Genomic DNA, 23,915 nt, shown 5'->3' on the forward strand with positions numbered 1-23,915 from the left:
GATAGAGCGCAATGGCCAGCCTCAAGGCACTTCGCGCGCGCATCACCTCGGTGAAGAGCACGCGCAAGATCACGCAGGCGATGAAGATGGTCGCGGCCGCGAAGCTGCGCCGTGCCCAGTCGCAGGCGGAGGCCGCGCGCCCCTATGCGGAACGCATGGAGCGCATGCTGGCCTCGCTCGGCGCCTCGGTCGCCGGCAGCCCGGACGCGCCGAAGCTGCTGGTCGGCAGCGGTTCGGACCAGGTACATCTGCTGGTCGTGGTCACCGGTGACCGCGGCCTGGCCGGCGCCTTCAACACCAATGTCGGCCGCTTCGCCCGCACCCGGATCCGGGAGCTGGAGGCGGCGGGCAAGACCGTGAAGGTGCTGGCGGTGGGCCGCAAGGGCGCCGCCTATCTGAAGCGCGAATTCGCCAGCCGCATCGCCGGGGAGATCTCCCTGGCCGGCAAGAAGCGCGTCGAATTCGCCGATGCGCAGGACATCGCCGCCCGCATCACCGCCATGCTGGATGCCGGCGAATACGATGTCTGCACGCTGATCTACAACCGCTTCCGCAGCGTCATCAGCCAGGTGCCGACGGCCCAGCAGATGATCCCGGCGGTGGTGCCCGAGGGCAGCGTCACGGAAGCCGCGACCGGCGCCCAGGCGCTGTACGAATACGAGCCGAACGAGGAGGAAATCCTCGCGACGCTGCTGCCGCAGAACCTGGCGATCCAGGTCTATCGCGCCATGCTGGAGAACGCCGCTGGCTTCTTCGGCAGCCAGATGACCGCGATGGACAATGCCACGCGCAATGCCGGCGAGATGATCAACAAGCTCACGCTGAACTACAACCGCACGCGACAGGCCAACATCACCCGGGAGCTGATCGAGATCATCTCCGGTGCTGAAGCTGTCTGACCAGGGAATTGGCACGATGAAGAACAACGTCGGCAAGGTTTCGCAGGTTCTGGGCGCCGTCGTGGACGTGCAGTTCCCGGCCGAGCTGCCTGCCATCCTGAACGCGCTGACCGTGAAGATCGAGGACCGCACCCTGGTCCTCGAGGTCGCGCAGCACCTGGGCGAGCGCACCGTCCGCACCATCGCCATGGACACCACGGACGGCCTGGTCCGCGGCACCGAGGTGGTGGACACCGGCGCCGGCATTTCCGTGCCCGTCGGGCCGGAGACCCTGGGCCGCATCCTGAACGTGATCGGCGAGCCGATCGACGAGCGGGGCCCGGTCGGTGCCCAGAAGTCCTATACCATCCACCGTGCCGCGCCCTCCTTCGAGGAGCAGGCGACCTCGGCCGAGATCCTGGTGACGGGCATCAAGGTGGTGGACCTGCTGGCCCCCTACCTGAAGGGCGGCAAGATCGGCCTCTTCGGCGGCGCCGGCGTGGGCAAGACCGTGACCATCCAGGAGCTGATCAACAACATCGCCAAGGGCCACGGCGGCGTGTCGGTCTTCGCCGGCGTCGGCGAGCGCACCCGCGAAGGCAACGACCTCTACCACGAGATGGTGGATGCGGGCGTCATCAAGCTGAACGAGGGCAATACCGAAGGCTCCAAGGTGGCGCTGGTCTATGGCCAGATGAACGAGCCGCCGGGCGCCCGCGCCCGCGTCGCGCTGTCCGGCCTGTCCATGGCGGAATACTTCCGCGATGAGCAGGGCCAGGACGTGCTCTTCTTCATCGACAACATCTTCCGCTTCACCCAGGCGGGTGCCGAGGTGTCCGCGCTGCTGGGCCGCATCCCCTCCGCGGTGGGCTATCAGCCGACCCTGGCCACCGACATGGGTGCGCTGCAGGAGCGAATCACCAGCACGAAGAAGGGCTCCATCACCTCGGTGCAGGCCATCTACGTGCCGGCGGACGACCTGACCGACCCGGCGCCGGCCACCTCCTTCGCCCACCTCGACGCCACGACCGTGCTGAACCGCTCGATCGCCGAGCTCGGCATCTTCCCGGCCGTGGACCCGCTGGACAGCACCAGCCGCGCGCTCGACCCCCGCATCGTGGGCGAGGAGCATTATCGCGTGGCGCGCGAGGTGCAGCGCATCCTGCAGACCTACAAGTCCCTGCAGGACATCATCGCCATCCTGGGCATGGATGAGCTGTCCGAGGAGGACAAGCTGATCGTGGCCCGCGCCCGCAAGCTGCAGCGCTTCCTGTCCCAGCCCTTCCACGTCGCGGAAGTCTTCACCGGCTCCCCGGGCGTCTTCGTGAAGCTGGAGGACACGGTGCGCTCCTTCGGCGCGATCTGCGCCGGCGAATACGACCACCTGCCGGAAGCCGCCTTCTACATGGTCGGCACGATCGAGGACGCCGTGAAGAAGGGCGAGAGCCTGAAGGCCGCCGCCTGATTGAGCGGCCTGCCGGCGGAGGCGCCTGCCCCCGCCGGCCATCGACAGATTGAGGACAGGTTTCCCCATGGCCACCTTCCAGCTTGAACTCGTCTCCCCGGAAAAGCTGCTGCTCAGCCGCGCGGTGGACATGGCCGTGCTGCCCGCCGTCGAGGGCGAGATGGGCGTGCTGGCCGGCCATGCGCCGATGATCGTCACCCTGCGCGGCGGCGTCATCGCGGTGACCGAGGGCGGCCAGGTGACGGAGCGTCTCTTCGTCGCCGGCGGCTTCGCCGAGGTGACGCCGGAACGCTGCACGGTTCTGGCGGATGAGGCGACGCCGGTCGGCCAGCTCTCCAAGGCCGCCGCCGAGGCGCGGATGCGCGACGCCGAGGCCGCCTATGCCGCCGCGGCGATGGATGCGCCGGAAAAGCGCGAGGCCAGCATGGCCCGCCTGCTCTCCGCCCGCGCCATGGTCCAGGCCGCCGAGGCCGCCTGACCTTCAGGCGCCATAGCCGCTTGAATTCGGCGCCCCGCCACAGAACATTAATGCTGCCTGCTGCCGGCCACCTTGCCGGCACGGGTCGCGCCGCCGCGTGGTGCGGATCGCGCGGGGCGGCTGGGCGGGATGCAGGATGAAGCACTGGCGTATCGACCAGGTGGCCTGGGACAGCTTCGATCCCAGCCGGCTCGACCCCGAGATCATTCCGTTGGTGAAGGCCGCGGCCATGGTCGAGCGCAATGGCGACGACTATGCGCTCTATCTGCAATCCGTCTTCCATGACGATCCGGACTTCCACCAGGCCGCCGGCCATTGGGCGGAGGAGGAGGTCCAGCACGGCGATGCGCTAGGCAAATGGGCCATGCTGGCCGATCCGGGCTGGGATTTCGAACAGGCCTTCGCCCGCTACCGCGCCGGCTACAAGATCGACGTGAAGGCCGATGCCTCCATCCGTGGCTCCCGCACCGGGGAGCTGATCGCCCGCTGCATGGTGGAGACCGGCACCAGCAGCTACTACACGGCGCTGGGCGAGGCGACCGAGGAGCCGGTGCTGAAGGAGGTCTGCCGCCTGATCGCGGCCGATGAATACCGCCACTTCAAGCTGTTCTACGACCATATGCGCCGCTACCTGGCGCGGGAGAACCTGTCCTTCCCCCGCCGCCTGAAGGTGGCCGCCGGCCGTATCGGCGAAAGCGAGGATGACGAGCTCGCCTTCGCCTTCCATTGCGGCAACGAGGATACCGATACACCCTACGACCATGATCGCTGCATCGCCGGCTATATGGGCCGCGCGATGAACTACTATCGCTACCGGCATATCGAGCGGGGCATGGGCATGGTCTTCAAGTCGATCGGGCTGCAGCCGCGCGGTCGCCTCTCCGCCCTCGCAGCCAAGGGCGCCTGGCGCCTGCTGACCTGGCGCCGGGACCGCTACGCCGCGGCACTGCGCAAGCCCGCTCCCCTCGCCGCGGCGGCCTGACCTTGGCCCTGGCCCGGCGGGCGCTCGGTCCCCTGCTGCTTTCGCCGCTGCTGGGCCGCGCGGCCCTGGGGCAGAGCTTCACCCCGGCCAGCGCCCCGGACCGCCCGCTGTTCGAGATCGCCCAGTCCCGCGGCTTCACCTATGGCTGCGCCGTCACCGCCGAGCTCCTGGCGGATGAGCCGGAATTCGCCGCGCTGGTCGCCCAGGAGGCCGGGCTGCTGGTGCCCGAATACGAGGCGAAATTCGCCACGCTGCAGCCCGAGGAAGGCCGCTTCGACACCGCGCCGCTGGACGCCCTGCTGCGCTGGGCCCAGCACTTCCGCAAGCCGGTGCGCGGCCATGCCCTGATCTGGCACAACAGCCTGCCGGACTGGGTGCCGCCGGCGCTCGCCGAAGGCCGCAGCCGGGCCCAGCGGGTGATGGAGGCGCATTTCGACCGCGTCCTGGCGCATACCCGCGCCCAGATCCGCGACTGGGATGTGGTGAACGAGCCGATCGCCAATCCGCCCGGCAGCGACGTGCCGGAGCCGGCCGGCAATGCCGGCGACCTGCGCGACACGCCCTGGCTGCGCGCCTTCGGCCCCGACTATATCCCCATGGCCTTCCGCGCCGCCCGCCAGCGCGACCTGACGCTGCGGCTGACGCTGAACGACTATGGCGTGGAGGCGGACAGCCCCCAGGCGGAGGAAAAGCGCCGCCGCCTGCTGCGCCTGCTCCGCGGCCTGCGCGCGCAGAACGTGCCGCTGGATGCGGTGGGCATCCAGGCGCATCTGCAGATGCGGGAGGCTTTCAACCCGGCCCTCTTCACCGCCTTCGTGCGGGAGATCCGCGCGCTCGGCCTGCAGGTGCTGATCACGGAGCTGGATGTGCGGGAGGTGAAGCCGCCGGCCGGTGATTTCGTGGCGCGTGATGCCGCGGTGGCGCAGCGCGTGCACGCCTTCGCCTCCGCCGCCTTCGAGGGCGGCGCACGCACCCTGCTGACCTGGGGCATCAGCGATCGCTGGTCCTGGCTGCACCGGGAGGCGACGGTGGCGCTGGACCCGGGCGATGTGCATCGCGGCCTGCCCTATGACTGGGAACTGAACCGCAAGCAGATGTGGCGCGCCCTGGCCCGCGCCTTCCTGGGGCAGCCGCCGGGTTGAGGCCGCGCTACGCCCCGAATCGGGCGAATTCGCGCACCAGCTCCTCATAGATCGGCCGCTTGAAGCTCACGGCCAGGCCCGGCAGTTCCGCCAGCGCGGCCCAGCGCCAGGCATCGAATTCGGGGTGCGGGTCGGCATCCAGGCGGATATCGGCATCCACCCCGGTGAAGCGCAGCGCGAACCACTTCTGGCGCTGGCCGCGATATTTCTGGGCGATCCGCATGGCCTGCAGCTCCGGCGGGAAGTCGTAGCTCAGCCAGTCCGGATGCTCGGCGATGATCTCGGCGCGGTCGGTGCCGATCTCCTCGGCCAGTTCGCGCAGCACGGCGATGCGCAGATCCTCGCCGGGATCGACGCCGCCCTGCGGCAGCTGCCAGCCCCCGGCCGCGCCCTCCGCATTCGGCATGTCGGCGCGGCGGGCCACCAGCACCTGGCCGGCGGGGTTGAACAGCAGCGCGCCGACATTGGCGCGATAGGGCAGCAGGGTCATGCCCGGCTTGTAGCCGCTCAGCGGGTCGGCTGCGAGCCGGGGCGGCGCAGCAGCACGGTGACCGGCGCCAGCACCGCGCCGCGCTCCTCCAGCCCCGCCGACCAGGCGAGGATCGCGGCGGTGAAGAAGGGGGCCGGATTGCCGAGCAGGCCGAGCGCGGAGCCGTGCTGGCGGGCCAGCGCCTCCAGCTCCAGCAGCCGGCGCTCGACCTCGCTGCGGGTCTCGGAAGGTTCGTCCAGCACCAGGTCCACGGTGCGGCCGAAGGCGCGGGCGGGGGTGGGGGCGCCGGGGCGGGGGTCGATATAGAGCAGGCCGCGCGTGGTCAGCGCCGCCTGGATGGTGCCCAGCAGGTCCGCATTGGCGGCGAAACGCTCCCCGCGCAGCCGGCCCAGCGCGCCGATGGCGCCGACCTGGCCCTGGATGCGGGACAGCGCCCAGTCCAGCCGTTCGAGGTTCTCATCGGCCGAAAGCCCGGTCAGCAGGGCGCGGTCGCCCGGGTCGGCGTCCTGGCCGAAGCCCGCGGGCTCCAGCGGCAGGGCCACCAGCACCTCCATCCCCCTTGCGCGGGCGCGTTCCAGCAGCGGCGCGGGGCGCAGCGCATAGGGGCTGAAGGCCAGCGTCACGGTGCCGGGCAGGCGGCGAATCGCTTCCTCCGAATGCTGGGCGAAGAGCCCGACATTGCCGATGATCAGCCCGATGCGCGGCCGCCGGTCCCCTTCCCGGTCGAAGGGGCGGGCATAGGCGCGGATGGAGGTGCGGCCCTCCGGCCCGATCTTCGGCACCAGCCCATACCGGGATCGCTCCAGCATCTGCGGGTCGGGGTCGGGGATCACGGGATCCGCCATCGCGGGCCGGGCGGCGGCGGGGGCCTGGGCCAGGGGCGGCGGCGCGGGCGCGGCCGGCAGTGCCACGGGCATGGCGGCCGGCGCCGGGCTGGCGGCAGGCTCCGCCGTGGCGGGCGCGGCGGGCGCCGCAGTGGCGGGCGCGGCGGGTGCCGCAGTGGCCGGCGGCGGCGGTTCGCGCCGGGGGGCCTCGGCCGCGGTGGCGGGGGGCGGCGGGGCGGGCAGGCCGGACGCCTCGGCCTGCGGCGCAGGCGTCGCCTCTGCCGGCGGTGCGGCGGGAGCCTCCGTCTGCGGCGGCGGCGTCGCCTCTGCCACCGGCCCGGGTGCCTCGGGCGCGCCCAGCCATTGCAGGGTGCCCGCGCCGATCCCCAGGACCAGCAGCAGCGCCGCCCAGAACAGGGCAAGCCCGCGCCGTGACAGGCGCAGCCTCACCGGCGCGGCGGCGCGGCCCGTTGTGCCGCGACCTCATGCCTGGCGCGGCGTGCAGGTCCGCGGCTCGCCGGGATGGTCACCGGACGGTGGCGCCGCAAGCGATCACCGCTGGGCGCGGCGCTGCGGCGCGGGGGCTGCGGCCATGGCGCGCAGCAGCTGGACGGCCTGCTGCAGCTGGTGGTCGGTCTCCGGCTTGGTCGGATCGAAGGCGGGCGCGCCCTCGGCCGGCTGCCGCACCACACGGTCCAACACCCCGGCCGGCAGGTTCAGCGGCGGCAGCGGCGGGGCGGGGGCCGTTTCCGTCGTCCGCTCGCCATTGTCGTTGCGCAGCGACCGGCGCAGATCGGCCTCCCGGTCCCGGTTCGGGGCATTGGGGTCGGGCCGGCTGGCCAGCACCTCGATATCCGGCTCGATGCCCGTCGCCTGGATGGAGCGGCCGGAGGGGGTGTAATAGCGCGCCGTGGTCAGGCGGATGGCGCCATTGCCCGGGATGGGCATGACGGTCTGCACGCTGCCCTTGCCGAAGGATTTCACGCCCATGACGATGGCGCGGCGGTGGTCCTGCAGTGCGCCGGCGACGATCTCGGACGCGCTGGCCGATCCGGAATTCACCAGCACCACGATCGGCAGGCCCTGGGCGATATCGCCCGGCCGCGCGTTCCAACGCTGCGCATCCTCCGGCCGGCGCGCGCGCGTCGAGACGATCTCGCCCTGGTCGAGGAAGTCGTCCGTCACCTGCACCGCCTGGTCCAGCAGGCCGCCGGGATTGTTCCGCAGGTCCAGCACCAGGCCGCGCAGATTGCTGCCGGCCTGGCCGCGCATGGTGGTCATGGCGCGGCGCAGCGCGGATTCGGTCTGCTCGTTGAAGGATGACAGGCGGATATAGGCGATGTCGTTGCCTTCCAGCCGGAAGCGCGCCACCTGCGGGCGGATCACGTCCCGGGTCAGGGAGATTTCCACCGGCCGGCTCTCACCCTCGCGCCGGATGGTCAGGCGGATGGAGCTGCCGCGCTCACCGCGCATCTGCTCCACCGCATCCTGCAGCGACAGGCCCTGGGTGGACTGGCCGTTCAAATGGGTGATGAGGTCGCCCGGCTTGACCCCGGCGCGGGAGGCCGGCGTGTCGTCGATCGGGGAGATCACCTTCACATAGCCGTTTTCCTGCGTCACCTCGATGCCGAGGCCGCCGAATTCGCCGCGGGTCTGCACCTGCATGTCCCGGAAGCTGCGCGGGTTCATGTAGGAGGAGTGGGGGTCGAGGCCCTGCAGCATGCCGTTGATGGCATTCTCGATGACATCGCGGTCGGTCACCGGCTCCACGTATTCGGCGCGGATCCGCTCGAAGACATCGCCGAAGAGGTTCAGCAGGCGATAGGTCTCCGCCCGCCCGCCTTCCTGCGCCCAGGCCTGGATGCCGGGGATCGCCACCATGGGGCCGACCACCGCGCCGGCCAGGAAGGCCGCGCCCACGGCGCCCGCCATGCCCAGCCGCCGTCGCCGCGATGCGGGCGCCGCTGTCACCACAGGTCCCACGGCAGGTCCCGTGCCCGGCATCCTGCCCTGCGGCCCACCATCCTCGTGCCCAGACACGTCGCTCATGCGACCACCCGATCCTTGGGTCGCGGCCCCGCGGCCGCCGACCTGACCAACATGCCCCCGGGAGATGACCCGGAGGTTACCCCCGCGCCGCAAACCACGGGCGCGGATCGACCGGCTGCCCATTGCGGCGCAACTCCACATAAAGGGAACCGCCGGAAGCGCCAGTGCCGCCGAGAATGCCGATCGGCTCACCCGCCAGCAGCCGCTGCCCGGCCGAGGCGTCGAGCCGGTCCATCCCGGCCAGCACGAAATGGTATCCCCCTCCGCAATCCACAATCAACAACAGCCCGAAGGAGCGGAAAGGCGCGGCATAGACGGCGCGGCCATTGCAGGGCGCCACCACCCGCGCGCCGCCGGCTGCGGCATAGGTCAGGCCCCGATGCGGGCCGCCCGGCGCGGCCTCCCCCCATGCGGTGGTGATCCGCCCCGCCACCGGCAGGGCCCGGCCGCCGGAGGGCACGGGCACCGCCGCCTGGCGCTGTGGCGCCCGAGTCGCGGCCGGCTCGGCCCCCTGCCGGGCCGCCTCCGCCAGCCGCGCCTCCCGCGCTTCCTCCGCCGCGACTCGCGCCCGCTCCGCCGCCTGGCGTTCCTGTTCGGCGGCGCGCGCTGCCGCGCTGGCCCGCGCCGCGACCTCCCGCCGCTCCCGCTCCCGCTGCAGGCGGGCGAGCACATCCGCGAGATCGCCGGCTCGCGCGGCAGCGGCGGCGGCCTGGCTGGCGGCGCGTTCCTCCGCCGCATCCGCCTCGCCACGGCGGCTGCGCGCCACGGCCAGCTCCGCCTCCAGCCCCGCCACCGCCTCCCGCGCCGCGCGCTCGGCGGCTTCCAGCGCCAGGGCCTCGCGGGCGGCGAGCCACTCGGCCTCCTGCGCCGCGGTCTGCGCCTCCCGCAGCGCGGTCGCTTCCTCCTCCAGCCGGCGGATCAGGCCGCGCAGCACCAGGGCGCCGCGCAGCGCATCCTCCGGCTCCCCGGGAATCGCCAGCACCGTCTCCGCCGGATAGAGCGACAGTCGCAGCATCACCGGCAGCAGCGGCCGCATGGCGGTGGCGCGGTCGGCGATCTGCCGGGCGGCGCGGGCGCCGGCGGCGCGGGCGGCTTCCAGCCGCGTGGCCACCTCCGCCACCTCGGCCTCCGCCGCCTGGGCGAGGGCGGCGAGTTCGACGCGCCGGGCGGCCAGCGCCACCTCCTCCTCCGCCAGGGACCGGGCGCGTTCGGCGGCCTCTTCGGCGGCGCGGCGGCGGTCCTCGGCCGCCTGTTCGGCCGCGCGCAGGTCGCGGAGGGTGGGCTGGGCGAGGGAAAGCTGGGGCGGCAGCAGCAGCCCGAGCAGCAGCATCAGGCGCGTCGCGCCCAGCCCTGCCTTCCTGCCATCCTGCGAACCGACCAAGCCCTGCACCCCCGGGCTGCATAGACCCCCCTGACGCACCGGGACAAGTTTTGCGGGCCCCGGGGCGAAGCGCGCATTGGCTCCGCCACCCGCCCGCGCCATGTCTGGACCATCAGGGGCATCAGGCCCCGAACGAGGTCGCCCATGGCGGAAGATCCCTACAAGGTCCTCGGGGTGGCCCGGGACGCGACGCCGGAGGCCATCAAGAAGGCCTATCGCAAGCTGGCGCGCCAGAACCATCCGGACCTGAACCCCGGCAAGCCGGAGGCCGAGGCGCGCTTCAAGGCGGCCTCCGCCGCGCATGACCTGCTGTCCGACCCCGAGCGCCGGGCGCGCTATGACCGCGGCGAGATCGATGCCGAGGGGCAGGAGATGCCGCCGCCCCGCCCGGCCGGCGGCTGGCGGCGCCATGCGGAGGCGCCGGGGGGTGGCCGCTACGACCCCCATGCCGGAACGGCGGATTTCGAGGATGTCTTCGCCGACCTGTTTGCCCGGCAGCGGGCGGCGGAGACGGCGCCGCGGCCGGGGCGGGATGTGTCCTATCGGCTCAGCGTGCCCTTCCTCTCCGCCGTGCTGGGGGCGACGGAGAAGCTGGTGCTGCCGGATGGCAAGCAGCTCAGCGTGAAGATCCCGCCCGGCGTGGTCAGCGGCCAGTCGCTGCGCCTGCGCGGCCAGGGCGGCCCTGGCCGCAATGGCGGCCCGGCCGGCCATGCCGTGATCGAGCTGGAGGTGCAGGACCATCCGCTGTTCCGGCGCGAGGGTCTCGACATCCACCTGGACCTGCCCGTGACCTTGAAGGAGGCGGTGCTGGGCGGGCCGGTGACGGTGCCCGCCCCGGCCGGCCCGCTGCGCGTCACCCTGCCCGCCGGCAGCGATACCGGCCGCGTGATCCGGCTGCGCGGCAAGGGCGTGGCGGCGGAGGGCAGCCGCCCGGCCGGCGACCTGCTGCTGACGCTTCGCGTGATGCTCGGCCCGCCCGACGCCGCGCTGGAGGCCTTTGTGCGCGACTGGATGCCCCAAAGGCCCTTCGACCCGCGGGGCGCCATGGATGGCGCGTCATGATGACGCTGGAGCTTCTCTGCGCCCGCTTCGAGGGCCTGGAGCCGGAGGAGCTGCGCGGCTGGATCGGCGCCGGCCTGCTCCGCGCCGATGCCGAGGGCGAGACGCTGGTCTTCCAGGAGATCGACGTGGCGCGGGTGCGCCTGATCCTGGACCTGCGCGAGACCCTGGCGCTGGAGGAGGAGGCGCTGGCCCTGGTGCTGTCGCTGCTCGACCAGATCTACGCGCTGCGCCGCCGCCTGGGCGAGACCTGACCGCTACCGCAGCAGGGACTGCCCCGTCATCGCCGCGGGCTGCGCCACGCCGAGCAGCGCGAGCAGGGTCGGCGCGATATCGGCCAGCCGGCCATCCGCCAGCTTCGCGCCCGCCGGCGCATTCATCAGCAGCACCGGCACCGGGTTGGTGGTATGCGCGGTATGCGGGCCGCCGGTCACCGGGTCGCGCATCAGCTCCGCATTGCCGTGGTCGGCGGTGACCAGCAGGCAGCCGCCGGCGGCGCGGATGGCCTCCGCGATGCGGCCGAGGCCCGTATCCACCGCCTCGCAGGCCAGGGTCGCCGCGGCCAGGCTGCCGGTATGGCCCACCATGTCGGCATTGGCGAAGTTCAGCACGATCAGGTCGTATTTCTTCGAATCGATCGCCGCGACGCATTTGTCCGTCAATTCGGGCGCGGACATCTCGGGTTGCAGGTCGTAGGTGGCGACCTTGGGGGAGGCGACCATGATCCGGTCCTCGCCCGGATAGGCGATCTCCTCCCCGCCATTCAGGAAATAGGTGACGTGCGGATACTTCTCCGTCTCGGCCATGTGCAGCTGCGTGAGGCCGGCGGCGGAGACGACCTGGGCGAGGATGTCCTGCATGGATTGCGGCGGGAAGAGCGCGGGCAGGAAGGGCGCCAGCTGGCTGCTGTATTCGGTCATGCTCGCGGTGGCGGCGAAGCGGATGGTGGGGTCGGCCGCAAAGCCGGAAAAGCCGGGATCGACGAGGGAGGCCATGATCTCCCGCACCCGGTCGGCGCGGTAGTTGAAGCAGAGCAGCCCGTCGCCGTGGTTCATGCAGGCGAAGTCGCCGATGACGCTGGCCGGGAGGAATTCATCGGTCTTGCCGGCGGCATGGGCGGCGGCGATCGCCGCCTGCGCGGTGGCGAAGCGGGTGCCCTTCGCCAGCACCATCACGTCATGCGCCTGCTGCACGCGTTCCCAGCGATTGTCGCGGTCCATGGCGAAGTAGCGGCCGCAGAGCGTCGCGATGCGCGCGCCCGGCGGCAGCGCCGCCTCAAATTTCTGGACGAATTCGGGGGCGGAGGTCGGCGCCGTGTCGCGGCCATCGGTCCAGCCATGCACCAGCACGGTCAGGCCGGCCTCCGATGCCGCCTGGGCCAGCGCCAGGGCATGCGCCTGGTGGCTGTGCACGCCGCCCTCGGACAGCAGCCCCATCAGGTGCAGCACGCCGCCCGAGGCCTTCAGTGCCGCCACCAGCCGGGTGAAGGCGGGCAGGGTGCCGATGCTGCCATCGGCCACGGCGGCATCGATCCGCACCAGGTCCTGCATCACCACGCGACCGGCGCCGATGTTCAGGTGCCCCACCTCCGAATTGCCCATCTGCCCCGCCGGCAGCCCGACATCGAGGCCGGAGGTGCGCAGGAAGGCGCGCGGCCCGGCCTCCCACAGCGCATCGAAGTTGGGCGTCCGCGCCTGCAGCACCGCATTGTCCGCCACCTCCTCCCGCCATCCCCAGCCATCGAGGATCGCGAGCATCACGGGGCGGCGGGCGGGTGCGGTCATCGGGCAAAAATCCTGCGCGGCGGATGCGCTGGCTCTACAGCAAGAGTCCGGGGAAATGAACGGGGGCGGCCCTGGCGTCAGCGTGAGGCGCGCAGCGCCTCCATCTCCGCCCGCAGGGCGCGGATCTCGGCCAGCAGCATCTGGCTGTCCAGATGCGCCGCGCTGCGCGCCGCATCGGTGGCCGCCTGGGTCGCGGCCACATCGGCGCTCTCGCGCTGCTCGCGCAGCGTCTGGATGGATTCCACGATGACGCCGATGAACAGGTTCAGCACGACGAAGGTCGCGATCAGGATGAAGGGCAGGAAGAAGACCAGCGCATAGGGCTCCGCCTCCATCGCCGGCTTCACGATATTCGCCCAGTCATCCAGCGTCATCAGCTGGAACAGGGTGAAGAAGGCGGCGCCCAGGCTGTCGAACTGCTCGGGCATCGCCTCCCCGAACAGCTTCACCGACATCACCGCGAAGACATAGAAGATCAGCAGCATCAGCAGCACGATGCTGCCCATGCCCGGCAGCGCCGCCAGCATCGCCTCCACCACATTGCGCAGCGAAGGCACGGTGCTGATCAGCCGCAGCACCCGCAGCACGCGCAAGGCCCGCAGGACAGACAGCGCGCCGGTGGTGGGCGCCCAGGCGATGGCCACCACCAGGATGTCGAAGATGCCCCAGGGGTCGCGGAAGAAGCGGCCGCGGAAGGCGTAGATGCGGAAGGCGATTTCCGCGGTGAAGATGTAGAGCAGGCCGGTATCCACCGCATGCAGCAGCCCGCCCCACTGCTCCATGATGCCATTGGAGGTCTCGAGGCCGAGGGTCACGGCATTCAGCACGATCAGCCCCACCACCACCCGCTGGAACAGGGGCGAGAGGATCAGCCGTGCGGCGCGCGCGCGCGGCGTCTCCGCGGCATCGGCGGTGGTGAGGACTTCCTGCATCTGATGGGCTTCCCGTGGGCGGCGCGGAGGGAATGGCGCTTCCCGGCTTCGCCTTCAAGCCCCCGCAACGATTACATCAGCAGGGCCGGCACGCCGAAGATATGGCGGTGGAAATGCAGCAGCAGCGCCCAGAGCAGCAGCCCCACCAGCGGCGGCATCAGCCCGATTTCCCCGAGTGCCAGCCGGTTGCGGCCGGCGGCGATGGCCGCGAAGGGGATGATGCTGGTGCGCGCGGCAAAGCCGGGCCAGGCCTCCGGATGCCGCGCCGCCAGCTTGGCGTCGATCGAGGGCATGCCGGCCAGGGCCGTCACCAGGAAGGCGCCGAAGAAGACGAGGGAGGCGGTATCCCCATTGCCGAGGATGTGGATGCCGGCCCAGAGGGCGAAGGACCAGAGCATGGGGTGGCGGGTGACGCGCTGGATGCCGCGCGGCTCCTCCGCGAGTCCCTTGCCGCCGACGGCGGTCGGGTTGCGCTTATGGCTGGTCATGAACAGCACCAGCGTGGGCAGCATCAGCGCGGCCAGTGCCCAGCGCAGCCCGGGCCCGGCGAACCAGACCTGGGTGGTCGGCGCCGCCCGCCAGGCCAGCACCAGGAGCGCGATGGAGACGACGGAGGCGAGGGAGAAGCCGATCATGAAGGCCTTCTCGCCCACCGCGCCGATCACCCGGGCCCGCAGCGCGGTGCCCGAAATGCCGACATGCACGAAAATCCAGAGCAGGGCGGCGAGGATCAGCAGGGTCATGAGGCGGCACTCCGGCGATGGCCGGGGCAGTCAAGCAGGACGCCAGGCCCGGTGATAGGGATGGTTGGTGCGGATCGCCTGCACGCGGAACAATTGTTCGGCCAGCAGCCCGCGCACCAGGAAATGCGGCCAGGTGAGCGGGCCGAGCGAGAGCCGGTGGTCGGCGCGCTCCAGCACCGCGGGGTCCAGCCCCTCCGTCCCGCCGATCAGGTAGCAGACGTTCTGGGCCGCCTCGTCCCAACGGGTGACCAGCGCCGCGAGCTGTTCCGTGGTCGGCGCCTTGCCGCCGAGATCCATCGCCACGACGAAGGCCGGGTCGGGCAGGGCGGCGAGCAGGGCCGCACCTTCCCGTCGCCGGATCTCGGCAGGGTTGCCGCCCTGCGCCTCCGGCAGCTCCGTCACCACCAGGCCGGGCCGCAGCCGGGCCGCGTGCTGCTCGAACAGCGCGCGTTCCGGCCCCGGCTTCATCCGGCCGATGGCGATCAGGCGAGCGCCTCTAGACGTCGTCGTCGTCCTCTATGCCCGGCTCCGGCACGCTGCCATCGTCGGGCAGGGGCGTGCGGTCCTCCTCCTCCGCGGCGGCGGCGGGGCTGTCCGGGCCCCACATCCGCTCCAGGCCGTAGAGCGTGCGGGCCTCCGGCTTGAAGAGGTGGATGACGAGGTCGCCGGCATCGATCAGCACCCAGTCCGGCGAGGCCTGGGTGGCATCGCGGCGCAGCTTCAGGCCTTCCTTCTCGAAGGCCTCCTCCAGATGCTGGGCCATGGCCTGCATCTGGCGGTCGGCCTGGGCGGTGGCGATCACCAGGTAGTCGGCGTAGTCGGCGCGGCCGGTGACATCCAGCACCAGGATATTCTCGGCCTTGTCGGCATCCAGGCTTTCGCGCGCCGCGGCGACCAGGCGGTCGAGCAGCGCGGGCTCCACCTTCTGGCGCGTGGTGCGGGCCGGGCGCGGGTCCTTGGCGGGGGCGGCGGGGGGCTCGACCGGCGGCTCCTCCGGCGTCGGCACCAGCGGCTCGGCCTTCCTCTTCCGCGTGGCGCGGGGCTTTGCGGCCGGCGCCTCGGGCGCGATCTCGGCGGGGGCGGCCTGGGCGGGCTCCGCGACGGCGGGCTTCGGCTTGCGCGTGGCGCGCGGCTTGGCGGCCTGCGGCGCCTCCGCCGGCGCTGCGACGACGGGGGCCTCGGCGGGCTTTGCCTTGCGGGTGGCGCGCGGCTTCGGCGATTCGGCGACGGGCGCTTCGACCAGCGGCGCGGCCTTGGAAGTCCGCTTGGCAGCGGCCTTTGGCGCCGCGGGGGCCTTGGCGGCGGCCTTCGGCTTGGCGGCGGGCTTGGCGGCGGCCTTCGGCTTTGCCGCGGGCTTGGCGGCGGCCTTCGGCTTTGCCGCGGGCTTGGCAGCGGCCTTTGGCGCCGCGGGGGCCTTGGCGGCGGCCTTCGGCTTTGCCGCGGGCTTGGCAGCGGCCTTCGGCTTGGCGGCGGTCTTGGCGGCGGCCTTCGGCTTTGCCGCGGGCTTGGCGGCGGTCTTGGCGGCTGCCTTCGGCTTTGCCGCGGGCTTGGCGGCGGCCTTCGGCTTTCCTGCGGGCTTGGCTGCGGCCTTCGGCTTTGCCGCGGTCTTGGCAGCAGCCTTCGGCTTTGCCGCGGGCTTGGCAGCGGCCTTCGGCTTTGTCGCGGGCTTGGCAGCGGCCTTCGGCTTTGCCGCGGGCTTGGCGGCGGCCCTCGGCTTTGAGGCGGTCTTGGCAGCGGCCTTCGGCTTTGCCGCGGGCTTGGCAGCGGCCTTCGGCTTTGCCGCGGGCTTGGCAGCAGCCTTCGGCTTTGCTGCGGGCTTGGCCGCGGCCTTCGGCTTTGCGGCGCTGCGGGTGGTGGTGGCCTGGCGGGCGGCGACGGCGCGGGGGCGCGGCGTCACGGAATCCTCGGTCACCTTCTCAGGCTTTTGCGGTGTGCGGGCGATGACCGCCTCCTCTCGACAAGTGCAGTTGACGCGGGCTGTAGCACAACGCGCGGCGTCATGCCGCGTCTGTCGCGGCGCGAATTGCGGTGGCGGAGGCGGGATGCTCCGCGCTCGGCACGAAGCACCAGGGCGCATGATCCGGCACCTCGCCCTGCAGCAAGGCGCCGGGCCGCCGCCGGTGCCGTGCCAGGCGATGCGCCGCGCGGCTCGCCAGCGCCTGGCGCGTCCAGCCCGGCCGCGGCAGCACCGCGATCGGCGCGGTCGCCGCGATCGCCGTCCAGCCCTGCCAGCGCGGCAATTGACACAGGTTGTCGGCGCCGATCACCAGCACGAAGCGCGCGCGCGGAAAGCGCCGCCGCAGCGCCCGCAGCGTATCCACCGTGTAGCGCGTGCCCAGCGCCGCCTCGATCGCCGTCGCACGGATGCGGCGCCCATCGGCGATGGCGCGGGCGGAGGCCAGCCGCGCCGCCAGCGGCGCCATGCCGCGCGCCGGCTTCAGGGGATTGCCGGGCGAGACCATCAGCCAGACCTCGTCCAGCCGCAGCGCGCGGCGCACCCGCTCCGCCACATGCCGGTGCCCCGCATGGGCCGGGTTGAAGCTGCCGCCGAGCAGGCCGATGCGCCGGCGGCGCCGGTCCCCCCGCGGGTTGAGCGTCACGGCCTCATCGGATCCGCACGCTGACCGTCACCGGCGCCTCCAGCAGCCCGGTATAGGTGGCGGCATAGTCGTGCCCCGCCTGCGCCGGCAGGGCGGGCGAGAAGCCGCCGAGCGAGACATAGTCGCCCGCGCGCAGCCGCAGCCCCTGGGCGCGCAGATCCTCCACCAGCCAGGCGAGTGCGGCCAGCGGATGGCCGAGCAGCGCGCTGCCCGGGGCGCGCGCCACCTCCCGCCCATCATCGGTCAGCGTCACCACCATGGAAGCCAGCCGCGCCGCGAAGTCGGGCGTCGCCTGCACGGGAATCTCCTCCCCCAGCACGCCGAGCCGGGCGCCGACGTTGATCGAGACCAGCAGCGGGCCGGACCATGCGGTGCCGGCGCCATGCACCAGGTCCGGCAGCTCGATGAAGGGAATCACGGCGTCCAGGTGGCGCAGCAGCGCCACGGGGTCGCGGCCCGCCTCGTTCACGCCCTCATCCCGCACGCGCACCAGCAGGTCGCTCTCCACCGAGGGGACGATGCCGAAGCCGGCCGAAATCTCGGCGCCGGAGCGGGCGCGGATGGTGCCGTGGAAGATGGCGCCGGCCACCGGATGCGGCACGCCGAAGCGCTGCTGTGCCGTGGCATTGGTGAGACCCACCTTCCAGCCGACGCGGTCGCCCCAGGGCTGCGCCAGCACGGCCACCAGCCGGTCCCGTGCGCAGGTCGCATCGGCCAGCGTCATGCCGGGCGGCGGCAGCGGCGCCGCGCGGCGTTCCAGGATGGCGGCGGCGAGGCGCGCCACCTCCGGCACATCGGGGCAGGCGGCGGCGGCGGGCAGCGGCGTGGCGAGCAAGGCGAGGGCGGCAGCGGCGCTGGCGGCGGTCTTCATGGCTTTTCTTTCCCCCCTTCGTCAGCCGGGCGCGGCCTCAGGGCCGCGTCTGGCCGGTTCCGATCACCTGGTAGCGGAAGGTGCACAGCTGCTCCGGCCCCACCGGGCCGCGCGCATGCAGCCGCCCGGTGGCGATGCCGATCTCCGCCCCGAAGCCGAATTCGCCGCCGTCGCAGAACTGGGTCGAGGCGTTCCACATGCCAACGGCGGAGGCGAGCTGGTTGAGAAAATATGTGGCCACCGCGGCATCCTCGGTGACGATCGCCTCGGTATGCTCGCTGCCGAAGCGGGCGATGTGCTCCAGCGCCTGATCGACGCCATCGACGACCTTCACGGACAGGATGGAGTCCAGCCATTCGGTGGCGAAATCCGCCTCCGTCGCCGCCGGCAGCTCCGGCAGGATGGCGCGGGCGCGGTCATCGGCGCGGAAATCGCAGCCCAGCGCGCGCAGGTCGTCCACCAGCAGCGGCAGCAAGGCGGGGGCGATGGCGGCATCGATCAGCAGCGTCTCGGTGGCGCCGCAGACGCCGGTGCGGCGCATCTTCGCATTGGCCAGCAGGCTGCGCGCCATCCCGGGGTCGGCGGCGGCGTGGATATAGGTGTGACACAGGCCCTCGGCATGGGCGAGGACCGGCACGCGCGCCTCCTCCTGCACCCGCTGCACCAGTCCCTTGCCGCCGCGCGGGATGATCAGGTCGATCAGCCCGGCGGCGCGCAGCATGGCAGCGACGAAGGCGCGGTCGGCGGTGGGCGCCACCTGCACCGCGGCTTCCGGCAGGCCGGCGGCGCGCAGGCCCTCCACCATGCAGCCATGGATCGCCGCCGCGCTGCGCAGCGATTCCTTGCCGCCGCGCAGGATCACGGCGCTGCCCGCCTTCAGGCAGAGCGCCGCGGCATCGGCACCGACATTCGGGCGGCTTTCGTAGATCATGCCGATGACGCCGAGCGGCTGCGCCACGCGGCGGATCACCAGCCCGTTCGGGCGGGTCCATTCGGACAGCACGCGGCCGACCGGGTCGGGCAGCGCCGCCACCTCCTCCACCGCCCGGGCCATCGCCTCCACCCGCGCCGGCGTCAGCGCCAGTCGGTCGCGGAAGGCGGGGGAGAGGTCGGGGGCGGCGGCCAGGTCCTCGGCATTCGCCGCCAGCACCAGGTCCGCGCGCGCGCGCAGCGCGGCGGCGGCGGCCATCAGCGCCGCATCCCGCTGCGGTCGCGGCGCCGTGGCGAGGCTGCGCGCGGCCTCGCGGGCGGCGTGGGCAGCAGTCTCGAGCAGGCGGGCAACCTCGTCGGACAGGGCGTTCATGGCGATATCTCCTGCCCCGAGAGGTAGCGCGCGCCCGGCGGGGAGGGAAGCACAGTCGGTTACCGAGGCGGGAGGTGGTTGTAACAGGGGGCGGCGCAAGGCTCCTCACGCCCGCGTGTCATCATTCTGCCTTATGGCGGCGATGCGGCCTCGCGATTGGAGGGAAATGATCAGGGGGACTATCTCCCCGTCAACGCCGCCGCACTTCAAGACAAAGAGGATGCCCCGGCAGAGACGAGTTGAGGATAGGATTATGACCCGCATCAATCGCATGGCCAGTGCGCTGTTCGCCGCCGGAGCCCTGAGCTTCGCCGTGCCGGCGCTGGCCAATGATGTTTCTTTCCCCCGCGTGGTGGGGACTGGTGAGAATGCTTCCGTGGAATATGGCCCGGCCACTCCACGGAACATCCTGGGCGGTGGCGCCGTGGCCATCGCAACCGGCCATGATGGCCGCTGGCGCGTGACGCATACCGACGACAGCTATGCCCAGCGCGGCCCGGCCGGCCTGGTGCCGGTGACCGTCGGCAGCGGCGAGAATGCCACCACCGCCTGGGTGCCGGCCGGCCTTGCGCCGACCACCGGCCTGGCGGGCGGCTTCTCCGGCGCCGGTGGCTGAACCCAGCCGGAACCGAAGACAGACAAGACGGGCGGCGGCCATGGGGCCGCGCCCGAAGAGGGGGCCATGAGGGCCCAAGCAGATAGGAAGATCGAAATGACCCGCTTCAATCGCATCGCCACCGCGGCCCTGGCCGCCGCCACCGTGTCCCTGGCCGCCCCGGCCTTCGCCCAGACCATCGCCGAGAACAGCTATTTCCCGCAGGTGGTCGGCTCCGGCGAGAATGCCGAGGTGGTCTATGGCCCCGGCCCGGCCCGCAACATCGTCGGCGGCGGTGCCGTGACGGTGACCGAGGAGCCGAATGGCAGCGTGCATATCCGCCATACGGACAGCAGCTTCGTGCAGCAGGGCCGCCAGGGCCTGGTGCCGGTGACGGTGGGCTCGGGCGAGAGCCAGCGCACCGTCTGGGTGCCCTCCGCCGATGCCACGCCGCGCACGGCGACCGGCTTCCGGGGCTGAAGTCCAGCCAGGCTTCTTGAGAAGGGGGCGGTCCGCAGGGGCCGCCCCTTTTTCATGCGCTACCGGCCCACCCGCAGGCCCGCGAAGCGGATGATTCCGTCCGGGCTGGGCACGAAACCCTCCACCCCGCGGCGCATCGCCCAGAACCAGCGGTGGTGGTACAGCATCAGGTGCGGGCGATCGGCCATCCAGAGGGTCGCCGCCTCCCGGTAAAGCGCCTGGCGGCGTGGCGTCTCCGTCACCTGCCGCGCCTCGGCGAAGAGCGCATCGACGCGCGGATTGGCGTAGCGGCCCCAGTTGAGAAAGCCGTTCGAGGCCAGCCAGAAGCTGATATTGCCGTCCGGATCCGGCCGGCCGGACCAGATGGCGATCGCCGCCTCGTAGTCGCCGCGCTGGGTCGCCGCGACCATGGCGCTGGATTCCAGGACCTCGATGCGGATGTCGAAGCCGCCTTCTGCCGCCATGGACTGGATGATCTGCGCCACCTGCGATTCCACGGGCTGGTTCGGCACCTTCAGCGTGAAGGCGACACGCTCATGCCCCGCCTCCCGCAGCAGCGCCCGGGCGCGCGCCGGGTCGCGCGGCGATGGGGCGAGCTCGGGAAAATGGTAGGGCGTGCCGGGTGCCTCCGGCTGGTTGTTGGCGGCGAAGCGGCCCTCCAGCGCCACCTGGTTGATGATGGCGCGGTCGATGCTGCGCTCGAAGGCTTCGCGCACGCGCGCATCGGCGCCGAGCGGGCGCTGCGCCAGCGGGCCGTTGCCGAGATTGATGCTGAGCGTCTGGTAGGCGATGGAATCACCGGCCACCAGCCGCAGCCGCTGGTCGCGCTCGACCGAGGGCAGGTCCACCGGCGCCACGCGCTCGATCAGGTCGAGCTGGCCGGCGCGCAGGTTCAGCAGGCGGACATTGTTGTCGGGGATCGGCAGGAAGATCAGCCGGTCCGCATGGATATTCGCGGCATTCCAGTGGCCGGCGAACTTTTGCATCTCGATGCGGTCCTGCGCGATGCGCCGGGTCAGCATGAAGGGGCCGGAGCAGACCGGGTTCTCGCCGATGCGCTCGGCCATCGGCAGCACGGCCGGCGAAAGCATCATGCCGGCGCGGTCGGACAGCACCGAGAGCAGCGGGGCGAAGGGCTCGGACAGCACCAGCCGCACGGTGCGGGCATCCGGCGTCTGCACGTCCGAGACCTGCTGCAGCTCGGTGCGCCGGCGGCTTTCGCGGGCGGTGCGGTAGCGGTCGAGGTTCGCCTTCACCGCCGCCGCGTCGATCGGCGCGCCATCCTGGAAGCGGGCACCTTCGCGCAGGGTCAGCGTCAGCGCGCGGCCATCCGCCGCCCATTCCCAGGCTGTGGCGAGCTCCGGCCGGAACTGCAGGTCCGGCCCGACATCCACCAGCTTGTCGCAGAGGGCGGCGAAGACCACGCGTTCGACGAAACTGCCGGACTGCGCGGGGTCGAGCACGGCTGGGTCCGCGCCGATGCCGATGCGCAGCGTGGTCTGGGCAAGCGCGGGGGCTGCGAGCAGCGGCAGCAGCAGGGCGGCAAGGGGCAGGGTGCGGCGCATCGGCGGGACCTTCGGCCTGGGGAGGGTGGTATCCTGCGCGCATCCCACCCGAGCCGGCAAATCCCCGCCCCGGCCCAAAAACCTCAGCCGGCCAGGGCCAGCAGCACCAGGTCGTCGCGGTGGATGATCTCGTCCCGCCCGCGCCAGCCGAGGATCTTTTCGAGTTCCTCGCTGCGATGGCCGGCGATGCGGGCGGCGTCGCCAGAGTCATAGGCCACAAGGCCGCGGGCCAGCACCTGGCCGGATTCGTCGCGCACGGAAACCGGGTCGCCGCGCTCGAAGCGGCCTTCGACGGCGCGCACGCCGGCGGGCAGCAGGGACGATCCGCGCGCCAGGGCGCGGGCCGCGCCGGCATCCACCACCAGCACGCCGAGCGGCGCCAGGCTGCCGGCGATCCAGCGCTTGCGGGCGGAGCGGCCCTCGCCCTCGGGCAGGAACCAGGTGGCGGGCGCGCCCTGTTCCATCGCCTGCAAAGGCCGGTCCCGCGCGCCGAGTGCGATCGCCATGGCGCAGCCGGCGCCCGTGGCGATGCGCGCGGCGATCAGCTTGGTGCGCATGCCGCCGGAGGAATAGCCGGGCGGCGGCTCGCCCCCCATGGCCATGATCTCCTCCGTGATGTGCTCCACCACGGGGATATGCGCGGCGGCGGGATCGCGGCGCGGGTCGGCGGTGTAGAGGCCGTCGATGTCCGACAGCAGCACCAGCGCATCCGCCTCCACCATCTCCGCCACCCGGGCGGCCAGGCGGTCATTGTCGCCGAAGCGGATTTCCGCGGTGGCGACGGTGTCGTTCTCGTTGATGACGGGGATGCAGCCGAGCGCCAGCAGCGTGTTCAGCGTGGCACGCGCATTCAGGTAGCGGCGGCGGTCCTCGCTATCCTCCAGCGTCAGCAGCAGCTGCGCCGCATTGAGCTGCACGGCCGAGAGCGCATCGGCCCAGGCGCCGGCCAGGCGGATCTGGCCGACGGCGGCCGCGGCCTGCTTCTCCTCCAGCCGCAGCGTCTTCTTGCGCGTCAGGCCCAGCGCATGGCGCGCCAGCGCGATGGCGCCGGAGGAGACCAGGATGACCTCCGCCCCCCGCGCCCTGAGCGCCGCCACATCCTGCGCCACGCCGGCCAGCCAGGCGGCGCGCGGCGTGGCGGTGGCATTGTCCACCACAAGGGCGGAGCCGATCTTCACGACGATACGGCGGGCGGTGGCGAGGGAGGGCAGCATGGCGGGTCTCAGGCTTGGCGATGGGCCAGGATCTGCTGGTACAGCGTGTAGAGCACCTGCTTCACGCCGGCCCCGGTGGCGCCGGAGACCAGCAGCGCCGGCTTGCCGGCCGCCTTGGACAGGGCCTTGAGGCGGGAGGCGGTGGCCTGCGGCGTCATGGCATCCGACTTGTTCAGCGCCACCACCTCCGGCTTGTCGGCCAGGCCGCCGCCATAGCCAGCCAGTTCCTCGCGAATGGTGCGATAGGCCGCCGCGGGGTCGGCGGCGGTGCCATCCACCAGGTGCAGCAGCACCGCGCAACGCTCGACATGGCCGAGGAAGCGCGTGCCGAGGCCGGCGCCTTCATGCGCGCCCTCGATCAGGCCGGGGATATCGGCCAGGACGAATTCCAGCGAGCCGTCGCGTGAGGGTGTGCCATCCGGGTTCAGCCGCACCACGCCAAGCTGTGGGTGCAGCGTGGTGAATGGATAGTCCGCCACCTTCGGCCGCGCGGCGGAGACGGCGGCCAGGAAGGTGGATTTCCCCGCATTCGGGAGGCCGAGCAACCCGCTGTCGGCGATCAGCTTCAGCCGCAGCCAGATCGACCGTTCCTCGCCCGGCCAGCCCTTGTCGGCGCGGCGGGGGGAGCGGTTGGTGGCGGATTTGAAGGTGGCGTTGCCATGGCCGCCATCGCCACCCTTGGCGATCACCACGCGCTGGCCGACCTCGGTCAGGTCCGCCAGCAGCGTCTCCTTGTCCTCGTCCAGGATCTGCGTGCCGACCGGCACCTTCATGATGACGTCGTCGGAGCCCGCGCCGGTGCGGTCCTGGCCGGCGCCATTGCCGCCCTTGCGGGACTTGAAGTGCTGGGCGTAGCGGTAGTCGATCAGCGTGTTCAGGCCGTCCACGGCCTCGATGATGACATCGCCGCCCTTGCCGCCATTGCCGCCATCGGGGCCGCCGAATTCGATGTACTTCTCGCGCCGGAAGGCGATGACGCCATCGCCGCCGTCACCCGCCTTCACATGGACCTTGGCTTCGTCGAGGAATTTCATGGGTTTATGTCCGGTGTCCGGAAACGCGAATGGGGGCCTCGCGGCC

General features: G+C 72.1%; 24 protein-coding genes. 9 read left to right on the forward strand and 15 right to left on the reverse strand.

The features are described from left to right. Positions 1 to 11: 11 nt before the first annotated feature. The 5 genes from ACTIF1_RS05935 to ACTIF1_RS05955 all read left to right on the forward strand — a co-directional run bounded on the left by ACTIF1_RS05935 (position 12) and on the right by ACTIF1_RS05955 (position 4,945). On the forward strand, positions 12 to 899 hold the full coding sequence (locus ACTIF1_RS05935) for a F0F1 ATP synthase subunit gamma (protein ID WP_439595464.1): 888 nt from the start codon (positions 12 to 14) through the stop codon (positions 897 to 899). A gap of 16 nt (positions 900 to 915) precedes the next feature. Then, positions 916 to 2,343, forward strand: coding sequence for a F0F1 ATP synthase subunit beta (atpD, locus tag ACTIF1_RS05940; RefSeq protein ID WP_439595465.1), 1,428 nt, complete (start codon positions 916 to 918; stop codon positions 2,341 to 2,343). A gap of 67 nt (positions 2,344 to 2,410) precedes the next feature. Continuing rightward, on the forward strand, positions 2,411 to 2,821 hold the full coding sequence (gene atpC, locus ACTIF1_RS05945) for an ATP synthase F1 subunit epsilon (RefSeq protein ID WP_439595466.1): 411 nt from the start codon (positions 2,411 to 2,413) through the stop codon (positions 2,819 to 2,821). 136 nt (positions 2,822 to 2,957) lie between these two features. Beyond that, the gene (locus ACTIF1_RS05950; RefSeq protein WP_439595467.1) at positions 2,958 to 3,803 is read left to right on the forward strand and encodes a ferritin-like domain-containing protein; all 846 of its coding nucleotides are present in this window, start codon (positions 2,958 to 2,960) and stop codon (positions 3,801 to 3,803) included. A gap of 2 nt (positions 3,804 to 3,805) precedes the next feature. Further along, positions 3,806 to 4,945 carry an endo-1,4-beta-xylanase gene (locus ACTIF1_RS05955; protein ID WP_439595468.1) on the forward strand — a complete coding sequence of 380 codons (1,140 nt, stop codon included), beginning with the start codon at positions 3,806 to 3,808 and terminating at the stop codon, positions 4,943 to 4,945. A gap of 7 nt (positions 4,946 to 4,952) precedes the next feature. On the opposite strand, the gene ACTIF1_RS05960 is transcribed toward ACTIF1_RS05955, so the two are convergent. The 4 genes from ACTIF1_RS05960 to ACTIF1_RS05975 all read right to left on the reverse strand — a co-directional run bounded on the left by ACTIF1_RS05960 (position 4,953) and on the right by ACTIF1_RS05975 (position 9,689). Beyond that, the gene (locus ACTIF1_RS05960; RefSeq protein WP_439595469.1) at positions 4,953 to 5,435 is read right to left on the reverse strand and encodes an RNA pyrophosphohydrolase; all 483 of its coding nucleotides are present in this window, start codon (positions 5,433 to 5,435) and stop codon (positions 4,953 to 4,955) included. Positions 5,436 to 5,452: 17 nt separating this feature from the next. Next, the gene (locus tag ACTIF1_RS05965; RefSeq protein ID WP_439595470.1) at positions 5,453 to 6,709 is read right to left on the reverse strand and encodes a divergent polysaccharide deacetylase family protein; all 1,257 of its coding nucleotides are present in this window, start codon (positions 6,707 to 6,709) and stop codon (positions 5,453 to 5,455) included. A gap of 102 nt (positions 6,710 to 6,811) precedes the next feature. Further along, positions 6,812 to 8,191 carry a S41 family peptidase gene (locus tag ACTIF1_RS05970; protein ID WP_439595471.1) on the reverse strand — a complete coding sequence of 460 codons (1,380 nt, stop codon included), beginning with the start codon at positions 8,189 to 8,191 and terminating at the stop codon, positions 6,812 to 6,814. Between the two features lie 193 nt (positions 8,192 to 8,384). Then, positions 8,385 to 9,689 carry a murein hydrolase activator EnvC family protein gene (locus ACTIF1_RS05975; protein ID WP_439595472.1) on the reverse strand — a complete coding sequence of 435 codons (1,305 nt, stop codon included), beginning with the start codon at positions 9,687 to 9,689 and terminating at the stop codon, positions 8,385 to 8,387. A 144-nt stretch (positions 9,690 to 9,833) separates the two neighbouring features. On the opposite strand from ACTIF1_RS05975, the gene ACTIF1_RS05980 reads away from it, so the two are divergent. Together ACTIF1_RS05980 and ACTIF1_RS05985 are read left to right on the forward strand one after the other, a co-directional pair. After that, complete coding sequence (locus tag ACTIF1_RS05980; RefSeq protein ID WP_439595473.1) at positions 9,834 to 10,751, forward strand: DnaJ C-terminal domain-containing protein; 918 nt, start codon at positions 9,834 to 9,836, stop codon at positions 10,749 to 10,751. Then, positions 10,748 to 11,002, forward strand: a complete 255-nt coding sequence (locus ACTIF1_RS05985) for a chaperone modulator CbpM (RefSeq protein ID WP_439595474.1) — start codon at positions 10,748 to 10,750, stop codon at positions 11,000 to 11,002. The genes ACTIF1_RS05980 and ACTIF1_RS05985 overlap by 4 nt, the downstream gene beginning before the upstream one ends. A gap of 3 nt (positions 11,003 to 11,005) precedes the next feature. On the opposite strand, the gene gpmI is transcribed toward ACTIF1_RS05985, so the two are convergent. From gpmI to ACTIF1_RS06025, 8 genes are all read right to left on the reverse strand, one after another. After that, positions 11,006 to 12,532: a 2,3-bisphosphoglycerate-independent phosphoglycerate mutase gene (gpmI, locus tag ACTIF1_RS05990; RefSeq protein ID WP_439595475.1), complete on the reverse strand. Its 1,527-nt coding sequence runs from the start codon at positions 12,530 to 12,532 to the stop codon at positions 11,006 to 11,008. A gap of 77 nt (positions 12,533 to 12,609) precedes the next feature. Further along, positions 12,610 to 13,464, reverse strand: coding sequence for an ion transporter (locus tag ACTIF1_RS05995; RefSeq protein WP_439595476.1), 855 nt, complete (start codon positions 13,462 to 13,464; stop codon positions 12,610 to 12,612). Between the two features lie 71 nt (positions 13,465 to 13,535). Then, positions 13,536 to 14,207, reverse strand: a complete 672-nt coding sequence (locus ACTIF1_RS06000; RefSeq protein ID WP_439595477.1) for an NnrU family protein — start codon at positions 14,205 to 14,207, stop codon at positions 13,536 to 13,538. A 30-nt stretch (positions 14,208 to 14,237) separates the two neighbouring features. Continuing rightward, complete coding sequence (locus ACTIF1_RS06005) at positions 14,238 to 14,693, reverse strand: 23S rRNA (pseudouridine(1915)-N(3))-methyltransferase RlmH (protein WP_439595614.1); 456 nt, start codon at positions 14,691 to 14,693, stop codon at positions 14,238 to 14,240. Positions 14,694 to 14,703: 10 nt separating this feature from the next. Continuing rightward, on the reverse strand, positions 14,704 to 16,119 hold the full coding sequence (gene rsfS / locus ACTIF1_RS06010; RefSeq protein WP_439595478.1) for a ribosome silencing factor: 1,416 nt from the start codon (positions 16,117 to 16,119) through the stop codon (positions 14,704 to 14,706). A gap of 85 nt (positions 16,120 to 16,204) precedes the next feature. Further along, positions 16,205 to 16,807, reverse strand: a complete 603-nt coding sequence (locus ACTIF1_RS06015; RefSeq protein ID WP_439595479.1) for a nicotinate-nucleotide adenylyltransferase — start codon at positions 16,805 to 16,807, stop codon at positions 16,205 to 16,207. A gap of 4 nt (positions 16,808 to 16,811) precedes the next feature. Next, entirely contained in the window at positions 16,812 to 17,678 is an 867-nt protein-coding gene (locus ACTIF1_RS06020) for a 2-keto-4-pentenoate hydratase (protein ID WP_439595480.1), read from the reverse strand. A gap of 37 nt (positions 17,679 to 17,715) precedes the next feature. Beyond that, positions 17,716 to 18,981 carry a glutamate-5-semialdehyde dehydrogenase gene (locus tag ACTIF1_RS06025; RefSeq protein WP_439595481.1) on the reverse strand — a complete coding sequence of 422 codons (1,266 nt, stop codon included), beginning with the start codon at positions 18,979 to 18,981 and terminating at the stop codon, positions 17,716 to 17,718. A 253-nt stretch (positions 18,982 to 19,234) separates the two neighbouring features. Here ACTIF1_RS06025 and ACTIF1_RS06030 point away from each other — a divergent pair, with 253 nt between their 5' ends. Further along, complete coding sequence (locus ACTIF1_RS06030; RefSeq protein WP_439595482.1) at positions 19,235 to 19,597, forward strand: hypothetical protein; 363 nt, start codon at positions 19,235 to 19,237, stop codon at positions 19,595 to 19,597. Between the two features lie 96 nt (positions 19,598 to 19,693). Continuing rightward, positions 19,694 to 20,056, forward strand: coding sequence for a hypothetical protein (locus ACTIF1_RS06035; protein ID WP_439595483.1), 363 nt, complete (start codon positions 19,694 to 19,696; stop codon positions 20,054 to 20,056). 59 nt (positions 20,057 to 20,115) lie between these two features. Here ACTIF1_RS06035 and ACTIF1_RS06040 read toward each other — a convergent pair whose 3' ends face one another. From ACTIF1_RS06040 to obgE, 3 genes are all read right to left on the reverse strand, one after another. After that, complete coding sequence (locus tag ACTIF1_RS06040) at positions 20,116 to 21,621, reverse strand: ABC transporter substrate-binding protein (RefSeq protein WP_439595484.1); 1,506 nt, start codon at positions 21,619 to 21,621, stop codon at positions 20,116 to 20,118. Positions 21,622 to 21,704: 83 nt separating this feature from the next. Then, entirely contained in the window at positions 21,705 to 22,835 is a 1,131-nt protein-coding gene (gene proB / locus ACTIF1_RS06045; protein ID WP_439595485.1) for a glutamate 5-kinase, read from the reverse strand. 8 nt (positions 22,836 to 22,843) lie between these two features. Next, positions 22,844 to 23,869, reverse strand: coding sequence for a GTPase ObgE (gene obgE, locus ACTIF1_RS06050; protein ID WP_439595486.1), 1,026 nt, complete (start codon positions 23,867 to 23,869; stop codon positions 22,844 to 22,846). Between the last annotated feature and the right edge of the window lie 46 nt (positions 23,870 to 23,915).

The sequence above is a fragment of the Falsiroseomonas sp. genome (assembly GCF_051860665.1).
Classification (GTDB): Bacteria; Pseudomonadota; Alphaproteobacteria; order Acetobacterales; family Acetobacteraceae; genus Falsiroseomonas.